This window comes from Marinobacterium sp. BA1, assembly GCF_041155135.1.
Taxonomy (GTDB): Bacteria; Pseudomonadota; Gammaproteobacteria; order Pseudomonadales; family Balneatricaceae; genus Marinobacterium; species Marinobacterium iners.
Window position 1 is genome coordinate 185,801 of sequence record NZ_BAAFHC010000002.1, and the last position, 17,273, is coordinate 203,073.

Genomic DNA, 17,273 nt, shown 5'->3' on the forward strand with positions numbered 1-17,273 from the left:
AAAGGGGTGGCCAATGGATAACGTAATAGATTTGGGGGCATGGTTTCTTTTTCTGTCTTTGCTATGGGTCACGACAGGAGCTGCCGCATGGTTGATTTTACGACAAGTCAAATTTGGTCAGCCTTTTATTGATTGCATTAAGGGCGGGCTTTTCTTGTTGATTGAAGTCATGGTCAGCCTGCCATTATTGAGCGGGCGTCTTCAGTCAGAGCAAACAGGAATGAACGATCTAATGGAACACCAAACCATGATGACCTCAACACGTACAGGTATGAGCCGGGGCCTAAACTTTCTCGCTACCATTGAAGGCGGTATTGGCCCGAATGTTTGGGATAAAGAGGTTGAAGTCACAGCCCCTTCGCTTCGGGAAGCTCGGGCCCTCATTGAACAGCAGATCGAGGACGGTACCGTTACCTCCATCGAGCAAGTCGATTGACACGGGAAGGACTCAAAGGGATTGGACGATGCTTGATTGGGTAAAAATGACCGTCTCAGCTGTTGGTGTTATTGCAATCTGCGTATCGGTCTTCTTAGGGCTGAACGCTCCCGGCGGCCTGTTTGAGGAGCTGATGTGGCTATTCTCCATTGCATGTTTTGCGATGGGTGCTCTGCTCCTGATCTGGCAACTGAAAGGTAAATATTGGCTTAAAGCACTGATTACATGGACCAACAATTAACGAAACCACGGAAAGAGTGAGGACATAAACCATGGCTGAACAACTCGATATCACCCAAAAGCCGCTGTCTGCACTGGAACTGTTACAGAAGCGTGAAGCGCTGACGGCACAGATTGTGTCGGGTGAGCGTCGGCTCCACGTTCACACATGGATGTTGGTAGCTCTAGCAGCCATTGTGTTCTTGACCGCCATCGCCGGGAACGCCCATTGGGGCTGGCTCTCGTGGGGTCAATTTGTTGCTGCTGTTGCGGGTGTTGCTGTTGGTGCAGTTGGCGCTGTAGTTGCTGCTGTTGCGGCTGCTGTTGCGGCTGCTGGTGGTGGGGTTACTGTTGGTGTTGGTGTTGCTGTTGCTTTTAGTGTTGCGGCTGCTTTTGATGTTGGTGGTGGAGCTGTTGCTGTTGGTGTTGCGGCTGCTTTTGGTGTTGCTGGCGGCGTTGCGGGGATTATTGCTGTCGTCGCATGGCTTAGCAAGCAGGAAGACCGCATCAAGCAAGCGCGGATAGCGCTTGCAGCTCTTTCAGACGCTGATCGCGAAGCGTGTCTGGAGATCAAGGACTGGCTTGAAGACGACGATATTCGCCAGTACCGGGACTGGGTGCAGGAAGAAGGTCGCGTGTTCACGCTGGGCGAGGTTGAAGCGATGCGAGCACACTGGAATTCCCGAGCCCAGCGCCAGGCCGAAGCCAAGCGCGCAGCTGACATTGATGCCGCCTGCCGGGAAGTGTACGTCGATAATCTGATTCAATCGTGAAACAACGGAAAGGGATACGAAAAATGCACAAACCTCAGTTAACGGAAAGGGATCATTCTAACTTAGATGCTTTCCTGGGACATGCCCTCGATGACTTCAAAGCAGGCGTAATCAGCAGAGAGGATGCTGTCTCGGGTATAGCGCACGTTTTCGCAGCTCTTGATCAGGGCAACTATTCGGAAGTGCAGGAATGGCTTGAACAGGGCCGCAAGTTCCTTCGGAACCTGCCCTGAGATCTAAATAGCACCCAGAATAAACGGAGAGGAAGTCTATGAACGCAGCACAGCGAATGGCAGAAACTCAGCGTCTTGCAAGTAAAGCCCACCACGAGAACCGGTTGAAGTGGTTGAAAGGAAAACGTCCGACTTGGGCTGGTGGTGTGCCGGTAGCCCAGTCTGATATCCACCAGATGCTGGTTGCAAGCACTGAAGCGCTGAGTCTGATCAATGACCATGGCATGCCGTTAAATCATTGCATGTGCGAACCACGCTGCAAGGCATAAAAGCTTAAGGCAACGGAAAGGGAAGGGAAGGAAATGATGGTCTGCCTGAATGATGATGGCAGAACCTACCAGCTAACCTATCTGGACTTTGCAGATCCTACTGATTACACCTCCATTGAGGATGCCAAAGCTAATGCACCTGATTTTGCGCGAGCTGTTCTCTTGAGAATGATCGAACATGTGGGTGTGCGGGAGGATGACCACTCGTTACGGGCCTGCTTGGATCGAGGTGGACAGTAACGAAACCACGGAAAGAGGGATGCCGCCATGCCTGTCTATTTTACTTGCGAAGATGAGTTGAGAGTTCCGCCACTGACAACGGCCGAGAAAAAATGGATCGAACGCCTGCAACGAACGCTTGCGGCCTGTCCGGATCGCTTGGAACTGGTCACTATTGGTGATCCGGCTCTTCAGGTAGTTGACGCAGAAGGGGCGCGTCAGAGCGAACTGGGGTTCGGTGGCGCCGAAAAAGATGGTGTGGTACTTGCCAGGGTATCAGGGAAGCCAAACGTACACGGCGTGGCTTAAATAAACGGAAAGGAGTGTCCATGAAGTATTCAACTGCAAAGCGGTTTGTCCAAGGGTATCGCCGGTCTGTTTCCCAGCGTGGCCAGGATCTGGACCGCTCAAAGCTGCGAAGGGCTCTGCTGCAGTTTGAGGCGGGCCTGAAGCATAACGGTCTCCAGGGCCAACTTTAAACGGAAAGGGGGGGGCAGGTTATGAAATTGTCGACTCTTCTACTGGTTATGGCATTCGCGTGTGGTATGCCGATCATGTTTGACCTGGCTACGACTGAAAAAATGCCAGTTTTGTTTTGGTGTAATGGATCAGCAATGGTTGGCTTGGCCGCGTTAGGGCTCTATTTTTGGGCAACTGGCGACGAAAAAGAAATCTAAACAAGAAACCACGGAAAGGAGTGGCACATGATGGCGTTATCAACCGCGGAGCAAGGTAACAATAAATTGTCGGCATACCTGCGAACTGCTGCTTTTCTGGTGCATATAATCGGCATTATAGGGATGATGGTGGTCTGGTTTGGCAAAGTGCCTATTACACCAGCGGATCTGTTTGCCCAGGCCCTTTTTGGTGAAGCTACCTACAGTCTCAAGCTCTTATCTCTGGACTTATCTGAAGCGGCCCGTGGAATGAGCATACCACTGTGTACTGCCTTGGTGAGCATGGTTCTGCTCCGGCTTTCTCAACGAGCCATTTATGGCAGCTGGGCCGAACTCAGAACAGCTGAAGAAGCTGATCGGGCAAAAAGCATTAAATCCTGCGGCCTCGCTGAAAGTGTGGAAATCATCGATGGCGGATTACTGGGGAGCGATAAGGTGGTTATTCAGACAAATGAACAAGTTTTGGTATGCTACGGCTCCGTCAGCTGCGTCGAGAAAGGGTCACCGGTCAAGCGGCAGTTTAATGAAGTAATTGTGATTGATAACGGCCGAAAAAAACGGCTTCGGTTAGCATAGTCACATTTAGCAATGAAGCCACGGGGATGAAGGATTAGGAGTTTCACCATGATTCGATTTATTGATATCCGGGATCAAGGAACAGGTTGTCGCTTTTGCTTTTGGTCTACCTCAAGCGACCGTTTTATCACAATTGGTGGTGAGTCTGCTTGGAATAGCTGGCGTGAATTTCAAGAAAACGCCAAAGAATGTGGCCTGGTAGAAATTGATCGTTATCGCAAGCTTTGTCCTGATTGGGTTGACGATGGCCAGGAGGACAATATCGAGTCCTTCTACGATCCAAAAGAAGCGCCAACTGCGCTGGAGCCACTGGATGGCAAAGCTGGACACAGCCCAAGCATGTGATGATTTGATTGGGCCAGATACCGGCCTACTTCCCCGGGCCTGCCGGTCGGGCTCTGCGGAAGTGTAACGAAACCACGGGAAGGAGGTGAGAGGGTGTTTACTGGGATTATTTGTGCTTTGGCAGCAATTTTTTGCCTGATTTGCGGGGTTTCGGACTGGCGAAAGGGTGAGCCTCAACGTGCCGTTCTCAACGCGGCAATGACCGTTTTCGCAGGCTTTGTATCGGCAGCAAGTTTCACGGGCATCACCATACTTTGAAACAACGGAAAGGGGAACACAAGCCATGACAACCAAGCAACACCCGCTGAAGATCGAAAACTGGGGTACTAATACCTACATCGTTGGTTCTAAGGGACATCACAACATTGATGAATTTATGGCCAAAGTGCGTGAGTTTGGTTACGACTGGCCATTGGGAAAGCCTACACATGAATGGCTGAAAGCCGTGCCCAACAATACCGAAGGCGGTGTGATCTACGCAGTATGTATGCAGAGTACGCGGGGTGCTTTCCCCGCAACAGTAGCTCGTGAAGCCTACGGCAAAGAGCAGTACAGACGCTAGGACGCTAGATAGTCAGCCTGCAGGTAGGCCGCGCTGTTCTGCACTTCCCGCATCAGGTGGATCAGCGGTTTGAACACTTCATACAGACGGATGATCCAGTGGGCCATGCTGGTGCGGCTCAGCTCATGGCCCAGACGCTTGAGCATCTGCTCTTGCCGGTACAGCGGTAGACCATCGGCGTATTTCGAAGTGATCAGGTAAGCCAGCAGGGTCGGGGTGGCGATACATTTGCCTAGCGGGTGTGTCGGGCGAGCCGCGGCTACGATACGCTCGTCGCCGTTCTCCTCGAAAACCGCTTTTTCCTGCCAGTATTCCAGCACTTTGAGCTGAGCCGGGATGTATTCCAGCTCTTCCTTGACCTTGGTGAAGAAGGTTTTCACTGCCCCAGCTTTTTCCTCATCGCTGAGGCACAGCTCGATGCGCTCACGCAGCAGATTATCAGAGAAGCCACGCTGGCGGCGCTTGGGTGCAGACGTGGCAGCAGGCGCCTCATCTTCAGCGACTTCAACATCGTCCGGGAGCTGATCCCGCAGCTGATCGATCTAGGCTTCCAGTTCGGACTCATCGAAGAGGTGGATCTGGTGGACCGTTTTCTCACTGCTGACCTTTGACCGCAGTGGCATTGACGCGAAGGGCCTTGGCGGTCGCTTTATGGAGCGCAAGAACGTGGTTGTCACCCGTGACACGATTGAGGCGATAAATGCGATACCTCAGTCTCAACAGCGCTGCCAGGACATCTTCGATCGGATTAAATTATTCCGCAAATACAACGGCGCCTCGGATAAGGACATGCAGGACTCCGATGCCAATGTGATTGATCTGGACGTGAACGACAAGAAGGTGAAGGACTTGGAGACGAAGGACGCGCCGACACCCAAAGAGCAGAAGAAAAAAGACAAGGACCTCGATAAGGCCGAAAAGGAACTGAAGAGCGAGCGGGAGAAAGTGCGAGAACTGCTGCGAACGCTACTATCACGCATACCGATCTTCATGTACCTGACCGATGCAACGGAAGAAAACATGGAGCAGGTGCTGATCGAAACCAAGCATGACCTCTTTCGCAAGACAACAGGAATCACGATTGATGACTTCCGGTATTTGGTCGATCTGTGCTTGCTGAAAATTGAGAGCATTGATGGCTATATACTGAAGTTCATACAGCTTGAAATTGAGAACTACAAGCTTACAAATACGATGGATCAGGCCCTGTGATGGTGCAGAGTTGCCCTTCGGTTAGGAGTTGCAAACGAGGCCAGGGAGGGCTTCCGGCGGAATCTATCCGAGTATCCAGCGGCTACCGCAAAATATATATGAGTGCATCAAATATATTGACACCCATCTCAAATTCGCTATCCTTGGGGTATATCGCAACGGCGAAACCTGTCACGACAACAAGGAAGCTCCCTATGAAAAAGCTGATGATTCCCGTACTGGCCGCAACGCTCATGATAGGTGGCTGTACCACGCTTGATCCGTACACTCAGCAGGAAAAGACCTCACAGGCAGCAAAAGGTGTAGGCCTTGGGGCTCTGGGCGGTGCCATCTTGGGCGCCGCGGCCGCCGGCAAAGGTGATCGAAATGAAGGCGCCCTGGCGGGTGCATTGCTCGGCGGCGCAGTAGGTGGTGGTATCGGCTACTACATGGACCAGCAGGAGATGCAGCTGCGCCATGCGCTGGAAGGCACTGGTGTGCGTGTGGAGCGCATGGGCGATGACATCCGTCTGATTATGCCGGGCAATATTACATTCCCGACCGGCAGCGATCGTGTCGATCCCGCATTCTATCCTGTACTGGATTCGGTCGGCGTTGTATTGAAAAAGTTTGATCGCACACAGGTGGCGGTTGAGGGTTTTACTGACTCCACAGGTTCGTTTGAGCTGAACCAGCGTCTTTCAGAAAACCGCGCACTGAGCGTTTCACGTTACCTTAACTCTGTCGGAGTGAGCCACTTGCGGCTGGACTCTCGGGGCTACGGTACGCGTCATCCTATTGCCAGTAACGATACGGCTCAAGGTCGGGCGGCCAATCGCCGTGTTGAAATCAAAATTCGTGGTAATCGGGCCTGATACGTCAGCTCAACAAGCTTAAAGTCAATTTTGGAGGCGCCATGACCAAGGAAGGCGTTGTGGTGGCGGTTGCCCCTGAAGGTCAATCGCGGATGAAAGCGTCTCCTTGTCGCTATGCGGATGAGCACCTTCCAGCGCATGCCCGCATGTTCGATGGATGGTCCTAGGAGCGGGATGGTGTCTTGGTTGAGGTTCGCGATGGCAAAACAGATCGCGCCAAACCGAAACTGTATATGCCGCGCGTGAAACAGCTATCAATAGTCGAGTAGCGGGTTCTGATCTGGAAAATCGCTTGAGGAAAGGGAATGAAAACGGTTGTCTATAGTCGCGTAGAGCGTTGTCCATACTGTGTAAAAGCCAAGGCACTGCTTGAGGCACACGGGGTGTCCTACGATGAAATCGTCGTGGGCCAGGATATCGACAAGGCCGCGTTTCAGGCGCGCTTTCTTAAGCGCTTCAATCGTCTGGTTGAGGCGGTACCCCAGGTCATTATCGGAGCTACGCTGATCGGTGGCTACGATGAGCTGAAGGCTCATTTTGATGCACATCCGAGCGATCACACAGAGACAATTACAATCGCGGATCTTGAGGGACTGAGTCTTTAAGATAGCCGCGCACGGTGTTGCAACTCACGCAGCCTAAGAAGGCGTGTACGTATGTGTGACCATTCTGATTCGCGGGGTCGATACCGAGACGAGATACTTGCTGCAATAGATAATCCTGATGACGTACATGACGTTGTCGCGCAAGTGCTGAGGGATGGCAATATTTTCGATATTGTCATGTGCTTTGCCCTCCCTGGTGTCGATGTTGAACCCTTAGTGAAGGCCGCTTTTGATGACAGTCCGCTTTCCGACCGCAATACGGCGCGCATGATCATTGTGTTTTCACGCGTGCCGACATTCCCTGCCAAAGCGGCTGAACGAATGACTAAGGCGATGCTTGATGTAGAAGGCGCATGGAAAGAGGATCTGTTGACCGAGGCAACCCTGCCGTACATGCTGAATACCTTCAAAATTGAACCGGATTTTTTTGGCATTGGTTTTGATGCTGAAGCGTTTACGCAGGCCCTTGCGCATGACGACTCACTGACCATGAGTGATCTGTTGGTGCTAGACAGTGCCTGCAAGGGCGAGCTGTGCGGTTTTACCCGGGCGCTGGCCAAGCACATAGAGCACCACCCCGTGGATGAGATAAGGGGATTCCTGCTGAACCGAGGACATCATTTCATTGGTACCGAAGTGCGCCCGCTGCTGGAAAAGCTTATTGCAGAGGGTGGCTGGCGCGATGTGATACTGGCAGCCAATCTGTACGGGTTGGTGACGAATAGATCCCCGGCGCTAGAACTGATTCGCCGCGGCGACGTGCCGGCCGAGGCATGGGTTGAGTATTACCACGTCCTGGCCCGATCGAATAACATCCCGGTGCTGAGCGATGTGGTGACGCGTGAGCGTTTCGCAATCGCTCATGGTCTCCTGAATTGTGCAGAATCGAATAGTGAGATATTCGCTGAGATTGATCGCAACACAGAACTTTCCGATAACGAGCGAGTATGGTTGGTGGACGTTGTGCGCCAGCGCACATGAAATCTCGAATGCATTGAAGTTGACCTCCACACATGGCACTCTTCTTTAAATGATTAAACTGCATATGGTTGTATAATGGACGAAAGAACGCTGGAAATTGTTCAAAAAAACGAAGAGCAACTGCTTGCTGCCAAAATTGAAGCTGTACGTTCAGCATCGGGTACGCATGCCCTTAAACCGATTTGCCGGTGCCACAATTGCGGGGAGTGGTTCGAGCGCAACGACCCCCTACGGGAAGAGCGCAAATTCTGTGATGAGGAGTGCGAAGGTGATTGGGAGGAGTGGTTCTTGGCTCAGAAGCGTCGCATTGGAAGTCATTTCACACCGCGCAGTGCGTTCAACTATTCTCCCCAGACTCTGAATTGAGGTGGTCATGTTAAAGCATCAAGAACACATCCTGGCGATGCCGGCGTCCACCTTTCATCCTGAGGGCGAATGGGCCCCGCTGCTGGGGGCAGACGTCATTATTGCCCAACGGGCTAAGTTGGAAGCTGACCCTTCAAACCGGCAGTTGATCACCTATGCCACGGTTCGCTGTGGCGATCGCTATGCGCTCTATGAGCGTTTGCCAGCCGGTAATGAGGCGGGCTTGCACGGTCAGCTCAGTATCGGCTGGGGCTGGCACACGGATCTGGTGGATTTGGTTTTTGATTCGGATACCGGTGTGTTGGATCTGGATGCCACGCTTGCACGCGCTGCACGGCGCAAGCTTGAGAAAGAGCTTGAACTGCTTGGCAAGCTTGAGGAAGAGCTTGAACTGCTTGGTGATAACCGGATCGACAGAATCCGAGAGGTGGAATGGCACATTATCTTTAATGCCAATGCGGTTGATGCGGTGCACGCCGGCATCCCGATGGATGTCGTTGTTGCAACCGAAGCTATTTCAACCCGTGACCCGGCCATTCGCTTCCTGGGCTTTAAGTCTTTGCAAGAGCTGGCTGGCCTTGAGCGTTTGGAGAGCTGGTCGCAGTTGTTGGTAGACCTGCTCTTGGCCCGGACTGCAAAGGTATAACGATTATTCACTTGGGAGTGCGTCAACATGACTGAAAAGATCAACATTCGCTTTGTAGTGCCATCTTTTCGTGATGATGCCTTCCAGTCTCAAATCCGCTCGATGGCCAAGCGCTGCGAGAAACTGGGGCTCGACCCTCTGGCGATCAGCAGTCAGCGTTCAGCCAAGTTAATGCGACCTTCTGCATCTTCCAATGCGCAGGAAGTCGACGATGATCGTAAGGCCAATGTGCTGCAACCGGTGCTGCTTGATGAGCATGGACTTGTCTTTGGCTCTAGGGGTTCGGAAACGCCGTCGTTGGTCTATGAGGGCACCGAGTACGAACTGACAGGTAGCTTGCCTGTGTTGGCGGGCTGGCGCTTCATGGGCGTTAAATCGCTGGAGCACTCTGAGCCCACGTTCAGAATGTCACCCTTTGCTCAATCCGATAACAATGCACTGCCTCCGGAATTCACGACGTGCGGTTCGGGTTGTGATCACTGCGAAACGAATCGAGCACGTAAAGAGCTTGTGTTGCTGCAGAACGTTGATACCGGTGAGTGGTTGCAGGTGGGCAATAGCTGCGTGAATGACTTTCTCGGTGACGATCTGATGCTGCGGCGACTGACTGCGCTTGAGTCTATTTACTCTTTTATCAACGCGTCTGAGTCGTGGCTTGAAGACGACCCAAGTGCCGACTCGGCCTGTACCCGCATGGCGCTGATGGACTACCTGCCGGCTGTTGCTTTTATGGCCGACAAATACGGCTATATCAGCAGAAGCCAGGCGGACGATATCGACAAAATTGCGACAGTCGAGGAAGCGGATTATCTACTGTTTGCTCGCAACAGTGTTCCCGGCATACGCAAATTGCGGGATGCCTATCATGACGCGATGCCGCAATTGAGGGAGAAGGTCCGGGCAGCACTGGATTACATGGCTGAGCGAGCGGAGCAGGATCCGAATAACCAATATCTGGGCAATGTGGCGGTCATCATCAAAGATGGCTGGTGCGATCTGAAGAAGGAAGCAGGACTGGCCGCCTCTATCATTGGCAGTTACCTTCAGCACCTGACTGCTATGCGCGAGCGCATGGCAACCAAGAATGAATACCTAGACGGGGTTGAGGAGGGTGGTCGCGTTAAGCGTATGCGACTGTATACCGTTAAAACGATGAATGTTTTCCACGCGTACGGTCAATCTACTCTGCACATTTTTCGTGATGACGAAGGGCGGCGCTACAAATGGTTTGGCAGCGGTTGTATTGATCGTCCAGACGGGTTCGATGCGTCGTTCACCGTCAAGGGCCATGAGGTTTATGAGGGGCTGAAACAGACAGTCATTACCCGTGTGGTCGATCTCGATGCAAAAGCCGACCAGGTTCTGGATAAAGTTCTTTCGGCGATTCGCAAAACGGAAGCCTATTACTCGGCGGACAACGGGAACATTTCAATGCTCGCTGAAGCGGCTATCCCGGGTGACCGAAAACGTTGTCTGGGGCACCACGATGGACTTACGTATTTTGTCGATTCCGACCTCAGTAAGATCGAATACCGGTATGATAAGTATGGTGATGTGGGTATTTCCGAAGTCACGCCGGACGTTAAAAAAGAGCTTCAGGCTTGGGCAAAGGCGAAGGGGACAACGTTGAGCAAGTGGAAGAAAGAACAAGCCAACCCGCGACAAGCGGATGGCGCAGATGAATTTGACCCGCTGGCGCCTGGCGCCAACACACACCTGACGCCCGCAGTGGGATAAGGACAGTTCGATGGCAATCAAAACCCGCAACGAAAACGGCATCCCCAAATGACGGAAGCGGACTACGTAATCGACAACAACGGCACAAAGATGGAACTGGAGTCTGCGATTAACCAGTTTGCTCGCACGTTGCTGCCTGTGCTGTGTTAACCCCCCCCTCCTCTATTAAAGAGGGGTATTCGGATTATTAGGTTGACGCCAACAGTAAAATCCGGTTTAAACCGTTGGAGGTATTATGATCACAGTAATAGCACATTTTAATAGAGGAGACGCAGGGCCGTTTCCTGATCTTCTGAAAGGAATCTCTGGGGAAGGCTCCGTCTTCACAAACTCGCAAATCGGTGAAGGTGGAGTAATCGTCGTATCGTTTGACACGGATAATCCAGAGCTTGTGCGGCAGGCGTTTGAGAACCATCTGGCTGACAATGATTTATCTGCATTAGCTATGCAACGGGTCGGTGATAACCAATTTTGCTACTCCAAGACACAGAGTCACATTTTCTAATTTCAATGTATATATCAACCTAATAATCCGAATACCATTAAAGAGAGGCTCTTCAGATGGAATGGATAATTGTGGGTGTCGTAGCCCTATTGGCGATCTTTCTGATCATCACGTACAACCAGTTGGTTAAATTGGCAAACCGTTATAAAAACTTGTTCAGCCAAATCGACATACAACTTCAACGCCGTTACGACCTGATTCCAAATCTTGTGGAGTCGGCCAAAGGCTACCTCCAGCATGAACGGGAAACGCTTGAAGCGGTTACCTCAGCGCGCAATCAGGCGATGGGGGCGTTGACGATGGCCAAGCAGAATCCAGGCAGTCCTGCCGTCATGGCTCAATTGGGTGAAGCGGAGGGCATGTTGGGTGCGGCACTAGGTCGATTAAACATGGTGATGGAGGCCTATCCGGATTTAAAAGCCAGTCAGAATATGATGCAGCTTTCGGAAGAGCTGGTGAATACTGAGAACCTGGTGGCGTTTGCACGACAGGCCTATAACGACAGTGTTCAGATGTTCAACACCAAGCGCCAGAGTTTCCCCGCGGTCATGGTGGCAGGCATGTTTGGTTTTGCGGATGATGCCGCCCTTCTTGAAATGGCCGATCGGAAAGTCATTCAGGACGCGCCCCGCGTCTCCTTTTGATGGATATCAGGCGTACCTCAAAAGGCAACAAAATGTGGTACGCCTCCTGCGTGTTGTAGACCACCCCTTTGGGTACAATCGTATGAATACTCTCAAAGCGTGGTGCAACCGTATGCCGTTTCTTTCAAGACTCTCCCGTCGTGTGACAATGGGCTACTTAATAGCGATGGTTGTCACCCTGATCCTTGCCTGGGTTGCTGTAGCGCTCATCATTCGCCCGATGATCGTGGAGCAGAAACAACGCACCCTGAATGATAACCAGCAGGTGATCTTTGCCTATCTGGATGCCCGGCTTGCTGAAGTTGGGCTGCTATCGCAAACGATGGCCGGCGTCGTGGCGGCGGATGCAGGGTCCGATCTTGCGGAAACGCTTTTGCCTATTTTGTTGCGCAGCCGACAAGGTGATTTTGTTGTAGGAGGTGGCTTCTGGCCGGCACGATCCGGTTCATCTGGCGCTGATCCTCAGGAGCCCCTATTTTGGGGCTATGTTGATGGTGAATTTCAGCGTGTGCACGGATATAAGGACGACCCATTGGGTTACTGGAGTCACTACTGGTACACGGTGGTGTCGCCACCGAAGATGAACAAATCCGCGCAATGTGAATGGTCTGCCGGGTATACCGACCCGTTCACGCAGATGCGTATGATTACATGTTCGGTGGCTATGTATGATGCCGCTGATGCCTTCCTCGGTGTAGTCACAGTGGATGTTGGCCTGGAAGATATTCGCCGCTCCCTCAATGAGTTTGCCCAGCGTCGAGATGGATATGCTCTGGTCTTTGATCAAGCGCACCGAATTATTTCGTATCCGGACGAGAAATTTAAGCGATTCACCAAGCCTGATTGTGACTGCCCGGAAGCGGATGATGTTCTACGCGCTGAAAACACTTGGCTGAACCCTGTTTTTGAGCATCTTGATTCGGGGGGGGGCATTAAAGGGCTGACGCGTATTGGCCCCTTGGATGATCAGATCATGAACGCCGCATCCGTCATGTATGTGTACCATTACGAAGCACTGGGGTGGGATATGGCCTTTGCAATACCTGAGCAGGCTGAGGTAGGCCTTGCAAATCTCCTGCTCAAGCAGATGATGGTGATTCTGGGTGTTTCGCTGACGGTCATGTGGTTCATTGCCATGGTGTACAGCCGCGAGTTCACTTTGCAAGTACGTAATACTATTCAAGCGATGCGTGAGCAGATTAAAGGCGATCGGCAACCGATACCGGTCGAGCGATACGGTGAAATAGGAAAGCTTCAGTCAGTCATCAACGAGTATGCAGAGACGCTTTATACGGCTCATAGCGAGGTTGACCGTTACAAGCAAACGAATGAAGAGCTGGAACGTTTTTCGTCCGCTGCGGCTCACGACATACGCCAGCAGCTTATTTCAATCAACACGTACCTCCATTTTTTGCGGAAGAAAGCAGGTGGCCGACTAAACGATGATGAACATAGTTTGCTGCAGCATGTATTCAAAAGCGTCATCCGCTTGGACGCAATCCTGCGAGACCTATTGACCTACGCGCGTGTCGGCGGGGTTCGGCCGCCCGTGACAGAGTCATTCTGCAGCCGTGATGCGCTGGAAGAGGTGATGAGCTTGCTGACATTTGAACTGTCCGAGATTGGAGCGGATGTTAGGATTCAGAGCGGCCCATGGCCACTGGTTATGAGCCAGCCTTCTGATCTCCTGCGTCTGTTCCAAAACCTGGTTCAAAATGCCATCAAATACCGTGCGGGCCATACGCTCGTACTGAATATCCAATGGAAGCCTTCGCGTGCACCTGGCTTTGTCACGTTCATCGTGATGGATAATGGGATGGGTATAGAGCCGGAAAATCTGGAGTGGGTGTTCGAACCCTTCACTCGGCAAAGTGAAGAGAAAGAGGGGACGGGGATTGGTCTCGCAATCTGCCACAAAATTGTTACGCACTTAGGTGGTTCTATTCGTTGCTACTCAAACGGGTTTAAAACGGGTACGCGTTTTGAGTTCGATTGGCCTTCGGCCGGGGCGCATTGTAAGGTGAAAAATACCGATGTTTGAGTCATTGTCAGCCATTCTACTGTGCATGCTGGTGATGTTGGGTGGCCGCTATTGGGTACTCATGCGTCGTCTTGGTCAGGCTGAGCAGCGTTACCGAATGTTGAGCGACCGGTTCTTGAAACATGCGCAGGACACAGACCGTATTACACAGGTGTTAGCACATCAGTTTCAGGAGCCTCTGCGAAGACTCATTGTGTATGCAACTAAATTATCGAATGCGTGTGACGGATGCCAGCACCATGATCTACAGCGATCGGTATCGGTGATAAAGTCTCAATCAGAGCGTATCAGCCGTCTATGCCGCGATCTTCAACGGTACATGCGTCTGAATCAACATGAATCCGCATCTGAGGTCATTTATCCGGATCGCATCTTTCAGGATGTGCGTATGTCGGCACGTGTTCTGGAAATGCTCGGGATAGAGGCAGAGATCGAATGGCGTGCCGGTTCGGAGTCCGTTTTTTTTCCTGAGAACTATTTTGCTCAAATAATCAATATTTTGGTGGATAACGCAGTCGAGCACGCGGAGCCGGAGGATGTGCTGAGACTGACGATTACATCTGAGCCCATAGAAGACGGGTGGGTTCGCTTTGTGTTCGAGGATAATGGAACGGCGGTACCAGAAGCGCATGAGGATGTTTTTAAACTGTTCGAACGGCTGGGCGTGAATGATGAGATGGGGACCGGCGTTGGCCTGGCTTTGGTGCGTCGCATGGTTGAGCAAAAAGGCGGCCGTGTCCATATGGAGATGACCGAGTCATCTACACGCGTGATCTTTACAGTGCCAAAAGAGCCGCCAATACGCCAAAAAAAACGGGTGATATATGCAGAATTTCTTTCAACACCAGGACGTGGCCCGCTTTAAAACAGCCAAGCTATTAACGCTGTATGTGGGATTGATATTGTTGCTTTCTCTGGGCGTAGTGGTGCTTTTCAGTGCGCTGCTGATCTTTATCGGTGCCATTGGCGATTCAGGTCAAGGTGTTTCATACGCGAGGCTGGTAACGGTGGCGTTTTGGCGCGATGCGTTCTGGTTGGCTCTGACGATGCACCCGGTTATCTGGGGCATCATGGTTATCATGATTTTGACGTCAGTCATCTCCTACTTACGTTTGGGCAGCAGTGCGGCCGGCGCGAAGGTGGCTGAGTCTATGGGTGCCCGCTTGATAACGACGCCGGATCATCCCAGTGAACAACGTCTCATGAACATTGTTCAGGAGGTGGCACTTGCAGCAGGCGTCCCAGTGCCAGGTGTGTATGTGTTGGATGATCCCATGATCAATGCCTTTGCGGCTGGTAAGCGGATGGATTCGGCTGTTGTCGCTGTCACCCAAGGGGCATTGGATCAGCTCAGTCGCGCAGAGCTTCAGGGCGTGATTGCGCACGAATTCAGTCACATCACCAACGGTGATATGACACTCAATATACGCGTTCTTGCCCTGTTAAAAGGGCTGATGGCAATAGCCCTAATCGGGGAGTTGCTGATGCGCGGTAGTCGGCGGGACGCAAGGATCGTCCTAGCCGGTATCCTGTTGATCATATTGGGGTGGATGGGGGTGTGGGCAGGACGCATGGTACAGGCGGCTGTCAGTCGGCAGCGAGAGCATTTAGCGGATGCTACAGCCATTCAGTACACGCGTTCTCAACTCGGCATCGCCGGCGCTTTGAGGAAGATCAGTCTTCAAAATGGTGAGTACAGTGCCGGGCGTCAAAAGAAAGGACATTCCTCGGTGCTGATGACCGCCAATAGCCACTTTATGTTCTCGAAACCGTTCAGTGTGAAAAGTGGTTTTCTGTCACGTGCCACAGGTCTTGGGAAATGGATGTCGACCCATCCCGATATTTTTGAGCGTCTGGACCGTGTGTTACCGGATTGGCGGCAGCGTGAAGCCTCGCAGGTGACGCCGGCGGTGGTTAAGGGTGGATCTGAGGAAGGTGTTTCGGCTGGCTTAAGGGAAGAGAAGAAGGCCGCCGGGTAGGCGGCCTGCAGGCGGATGTTAACTGCCCGTACAGAAAAGGGTGTTGATTTGCTTGTAGAGGCCAGCGATGGCAGCGCTCCCCAGTACGATGTCGGCATCCAATGCTGCAAGGCGAAGCTCATCACCTTCCGCATCCGAATCCTCGGTTTGCGCATTCATGGCATCTTTGAGTACGTCTGTAGGCTTAATGCCGGAGACGACCAGCGAATCCTTAATTGTAAACAGCATATCTTCATTGGCCAGCGCAATTTCTGTCACGCCGTAGCCGCTGGCCAGATAGTCCTTGACCTGATCGGCAAAGATCTCGGCATTTTTGAGGGTGATCGTGCTGGTGCCCTCCGCATCAATCTGGGTCAGCTTGACGCTGCCCAGTACATCGGCATGCACCTCCTCAGGAAACTGTTCATTTACCAGCCACTGACTCATCACCGATGCGGGTGATACATCAGGCTGCAGCAGGGCAACGGGCAGGGTGCCAAAGGTTTCACGAAGCAGGTTCAGCAACATCTCAGCTTTATTCGCACTGGTGTGCTCTACAACGATCACGTTGTGTTTGGGCATCAATAACGCATTTACGGTGGTATACGTACTGTGTGTGCGCGGCAGCATATCAATCTGTATTTCTTCCTTCAGCTCACGCTTTTCTTTGGCATAGACCTTGCGGCTGTCCCGAGCCTCAATTTCAGAAATGCGATCGCTGAGACGTTTTTTGAGTGCAGAGCCGGGAATTTTTTTCTCTTCGATCTGTAGCGTGATCAGGGCGTTGCCCTCGACCATTCGGGCGAACTGATTATCCTGCATGGCCGGTGACGGTGGAATCCACCCGTATGAGATAGCGCTTCCGGCAGAACAGTCCTTGAAGGCTTTTTCGGACAAGTTTTCGCTGAGCGTGGCTTCATCGTCAAGTGCGGGCCACTGCTCCATATCAGTTGCAGCGTAGAAATAGGCTTTTTTGAACATAAGTGGTTTCCTTTTTGAGTGCGCAATACAGTTTTATTGTCTCGCAATACTAGCGTAGGTATGGATGCTTAGTCTATATTGGGTATAACCGATTAGCAAACCACCAATTAAAAAGGAGACATGCGATGGATCAAGAGCATGCACAGGTAGCGGTCATCAGTCTGCATAATGAGGGGTTGCGGTGTGTTCTGAGCGTCAACGGCCAGACTGTTGCTGATTGTCCGATGGAATGCGCCGATCTGGTTCAGCAGATCGGCGAGACGGCAGCGGGGCTTTCTATTGTGTTGGGTGTGCCGCTAGAGGTGTCCCAACAAGCCAATGTTGATCAAGAGGTTGACCTGTTTGATGGTGATCCTATTGCTGCCTGTGCACATCAGGAGCGTTTGGCAATGTAGATAAACAGATTTGGTTTAACCGTAAAATATTTTCGGCTA

At 52.0% G+C, this 17,273-nt stretch carries 26 protein-coding genes and 1 pseudogene; 25 read left to right on the forward strand and 2 right to left on the reverse strand.

Translation table 11 applies throughout. The features are described from left to right. Nucleotides 1–13 precede the first annotated feature (13 nt). From ACAM29_RS20135 to ACAM29_RS20185, 11 genes are all read left to right on the forward strand, one after another. Nucleotides 14–436 carry a hypothetical protein gene (locus tag ACAM29_RS20135; RefSeq protein ID WP_369625365.1) on the forward strand — a complete coding sequence of 141 codons (423 nt, stop codon included), beginning with the start codon at nucleotides 14–16 and terminating at the stop codon, nucleotides 434–436. Between the two features lie 28 nt (nucleotides 437–464). Beyond that, nucleotides 465–677, forward strand: coding sequence for a hypothetical protein (locus ACAM29_RS20140; protein WP_369625366.1), 213 nt, complete (start codon nucleotides 465–467; stop codon nucleotides 675–677). A gap of 31 nt (nucleotides 678–708) precedes the next feature. Further along, nucleotides 709–1,428 (forward strand): hypothetical protein, encoded by a 720-nt coding sequence (locus ACAM29_RS20145; RefSeq protein ID WP_369625367.1) that lies wholly within the window; start codon nucleotides 709–711, stop codon nucleotides 1,426–1,428. Between the two features lie 23 nt (nucleotides 1,429–1,451). Next, nucleotides 1,452–1,661, forward strand: a complete 210-nt coding sequence (locus ACAM29_RS20150; RefSeq protein ID WP_369625368.1) for a hypothetical protein — start codon at nucleotides 1,452–1,454, stop codon at nucleotides 1,659–1,661. A gap of 38 nt (nucleotides 1,662–1,699) precedes the next feature. Beyond that, nucleotides 1,700–1,930, forward strand: coding sequence for a hypothetical protein (locus tag ACAM29_RS20155; RefSeq protein WP_369625369.1), 231 nt, complete (start codon nucleotides 1,700–1,702; stop codon nucleotides 1,928–1,930). A gap of 33 nt (nucleotides 1,931–1,963) precedes the next feature. Beyond that, complete coding sequence (locus ACAM29_RS20160; protein ID WP_369625370.1) at nucleotides 1,964–2,170, forward strand: hypothetical protein; 207 nt, start codon at nucleotides 1,964–1,966, stop codon at nucleotides 2,168–2,170. 27 nt (nucleotides 2,171–2,197) lie between these two features. Next, nucleotides 2,198–2,458 carry a hypothetical protein gene (locus ACAM29_RS20165; protein ID WP_369625371.1) on the forward strand — a complete coding sequence of 87 codons (261 nt, stop codon included), beginning with the start codon at nucleotides 2,198–2,200 and terminating at the stop codon, nucleotides 2,456–2,458. Between the two features lie 20 nt (nucleotides 2,459–2,478). Further along, nucleotides 2,479–2,628 (forward strand): hypothetical protein, encoded by a 150-nt coding sequence (locus ACAM29_RS20170; RefSeq protein ID WP_369625372.1) that lies wholly within the window; start codon nucleotides 2,479–2,481, stop codon nucleotides 2,626–2,628. A 225-nt stretch (nucleotides 2,629–2,853) separates the two neighbouring features. Beyond that, the gene (locus ACAM29_RS20175; RefSeq protein WP_369625373.1) at nucleotides 2,854–3,402 is read left to right on the forward strand and encodes a hypothetical protein; all 549 of its coding nucleotides are present in this window, start codon (nucleotides 2,854–2,856) and stop codon (nucleotides 3,400–3,402) included. Nucleotides 3,403–3,450: 48 nt separating this feature from the next. After that, nucleotides 3,451–3,747, forward strand: a complete 297-nt coding sequence (locus ACAM29_RS20180; protein ID WP_369625374.1) for a hypothetical protein — start codon at nucleotides 3,451–3,453, stop codon at nucleotides 3,745–3,747. A gap of 283 nt (nucleotides 3,748–4,030) precedes the next feature. Next, nucleotides 4,031–4,309 carry a hypothetical protein gene (locus ACAM29_RS20185; protein ID WP_369625375.1) on the forward strand — a complete coding sequence of 93 codons (279 nt, stop codon included), beginning with the start codon at nucleotides 4,031–4,033 and terminating at the stop codon, nucleotides 4,307–4,309. Between the two features lie 11 nt (nucleotides 4,310–4,320). On the opposite strand, the pseudogene ACAM29_RS20190 reads toward ACAM29_RS20185, so the two are convergent. Beyond that, a pseudogene (locus ACAM29_RS20190) lies at nucleotides 4,321–4,911 on the reverse strand (transposase); the annotation flags it as partial. 49 nt (nucleotides 4,912–4,960) lie between these two features. On the opposite strand from ACAM29_RS20190, the gene ACAM29_RS20195 reads away from it, so the two are divergent. The 13 genes from ACAM29_RS20195 to ACAM29_RS20255 all read left to right on the forward strand — a co-directional run bounded on the left by ACAM29_RS20195 (nucleotide 4,961) and on the right by ACAM29_RS20255 (nucleotide 15,879). Next, on the forward strand, nucleotides 4,961–5,521 hold the full coding sequence (locus ACAM29_RS20195; protein ID WP_369625376.1) for a hypothetical protein: 561 nt from the start codon (nucleotides 4,961–4,963) through the stop codon (nucleotides 5,519–5,521). A gap of 194 nt (nucleotides 5,522–5,715) precedes the next feature. Continuing rightward, a complete protein-coding gene (locus ACAM29_RS20200) occupies nucleotides 5,716–6,375 on the forward strand; it encodes an OmpA family protein (protein WP_369625377.1) in 660 nt (219 codons plus the stop codon). 41 nt (nucleotides 6,376–6,416) lie between these two features. Continuing rightward, the gene (locus tag ACAM29_RS20205; RefSeq protein WP_369625378.1) at nucleotides 6,417–6,542 is read left to right on the forward strand and encodes a hypothetical protein; all 126 of its coding nucleotides are present in this window, start codon (nucleotides 6,417–6,419) and stop codon (nucleotides 6,540–6,542) included. Nucleotides 6,543–6,680: 138 nt separating this feature from the next. After that, the gene (locus tag ACAM29_RS20210; RefSeq protein WP_369625379.1) at nucleotides 6,681–6,980 is read left to right on the forward strand and encodes a glutaredoxin domain-containing protein; all 300 of its coding nucleotides are present in this window, start codon (nucleotides 6,681–6,683) and stop codon (nucleotides 6,978–6,980) included. A gap of 51 nt (nucleotides 6,981–7,031) precedes the next feature. Beyond that, nucleotides 7,032–7,961, forward strand: coding sequence for a hypothetical protein (locus ACAM29_RS20215; RefSeq protein ID WP_369625380.1), 930 nt, complete (start codon nucleotides 7,032–7,034; stop codon nucleotides 7,959–7,961). Between the two features lie 75 nt (nucleotides 7,962–8,036). Beyond that, nucleotides 8,037–8,327: a hypothetical protein gene (locus ACAM29_RS20220; protein WP_369625381.1), complete on the forward strand. Its 291-nt coding sequence runs from the start codon at nucleotides 8,037–8,039 to the stop codon at nucleotides 8,325–8,327. Between the two features lie 7 nt (nucleotides 8,328–8,334). Next, a complete protein-coding gene (locus tag ACAM29_RS20225) occupies nucleotides 8,335–8,973 on the forward strand; it encodes a hypothetical protein (protein WP_369625382.1) in 639 nt (212 codons plus the stop codon). A gap of 27 nt (nucleotides 8,974–9,000) precedes the next feature. Beyond that, nucleotides 9,001–10,710, forward strand: a complete 1,710-nt coding sequence (locus ACAM29_RS20230) for a hypothetical protein (protein ID WP_369625383.1) — start codon at nucleotides 9,001–9,003, stop codon at nucleotides 10,708–10,710. Between the two features lie 235 nt (nucleotides 10,711–10,945). Further along, nucleotides 10,946–11,215, forward strand: coding sequence for a hypothetical protein (locus tag ACAM29_RS20235; RefSeq protein ID WP_369625384.1), 270 nt, complete (start codon nucleotides 10,946–10,948; stop codon nucleotides 11,213–11,215). Nucleotides 11,216–11,271: 56 nt separating this feature from the next. Further along, nucleotides 11,272–11,859, forward strand: a complete 588-nt coding sequence (locus ACAM29_RS20240; protein ID WP_369625385.1) for a LemA family protein — start codon at nucleotides 11,272–11,274, stop codon at nucleotides 11,857–11,859. Nucleotides 11,860–11,941: 82 nt separating this feature from the next. Then, the gene (locus ACAM29_RS20245; protein WP_369625386.1) at nucleotides 11,942–13,900 is read left to right on the forward strand and encodes an ATP-binding protein; all 1,959 of its coding nucleotides are present in this window, start codon (nucleotides 11,942–11,944) and stop codon (nucleotides 13,898–13,900) included. Beyond that, nucleotides 13,893–14,765, forward strand: a complete 873-nt coding sequence (locus tag ACAM29_RS20250) for an ATP-binding protein (protein ID WP_369625387.1) — start codon at nucleotides 13,893–13,895, stop codon at nucleotides 14,763–14,765. Before ACAM29_RS20245 ends, ACAM29_RS20250 begins: the two co-directional genes overlap by 8 nt. Beyond that, a complete protein-coding gene (locus ACAM29_RS20255; protein WP_369625388.1) occupies nucleotides 14,725–15,879 on the forward strand; it encodes a M48 family metalloprotease in 1,155 nt (384 codons plus the stop codon). Before ACAM29_RS20250 ends, ACAM29_RS20255 begins: the two co-directional genes overlap by 41 nt. A gap of 18 nt (nucleotides 15,880–15,897) precedes the next feature. Here ACAM29_RS20255 and ACAM29_RS20260 read toward each other — a convergent pair whose 3' ends face one another. Continuing rightward, on the reverse strand, nucleotides 15,898–16,839 hold the full coding sequence (locus ACAM29_RS20260) for a recombination-associated protein RdgC (protein ID WP_369625389.1): 942 nt from the start codon (nucleotides 16,837–16,839) through the stop codon (nucleotides 15,898–15,900). 125 nt (nucleotides 16,840–16,964) lie between these two features. Between ACAM29_RS20260 and ACAM29_RS20265 the strand changes: the two genes are divergently transcribed. Next, nucleotides 16,965–17,234 (forward strand): hypothetical protein, encoded by a 270-nt coding sequence (locus ACAM29_RS20265; protein WP_369625390.1) that lies wholly within the window; start codon nucleotides 16,965–16,967, stop codon nucleotides 17,232–17,234. The last annotated feature ends 39 nt before the right edge of the window (nucleotides 17,235–17,273 follow it).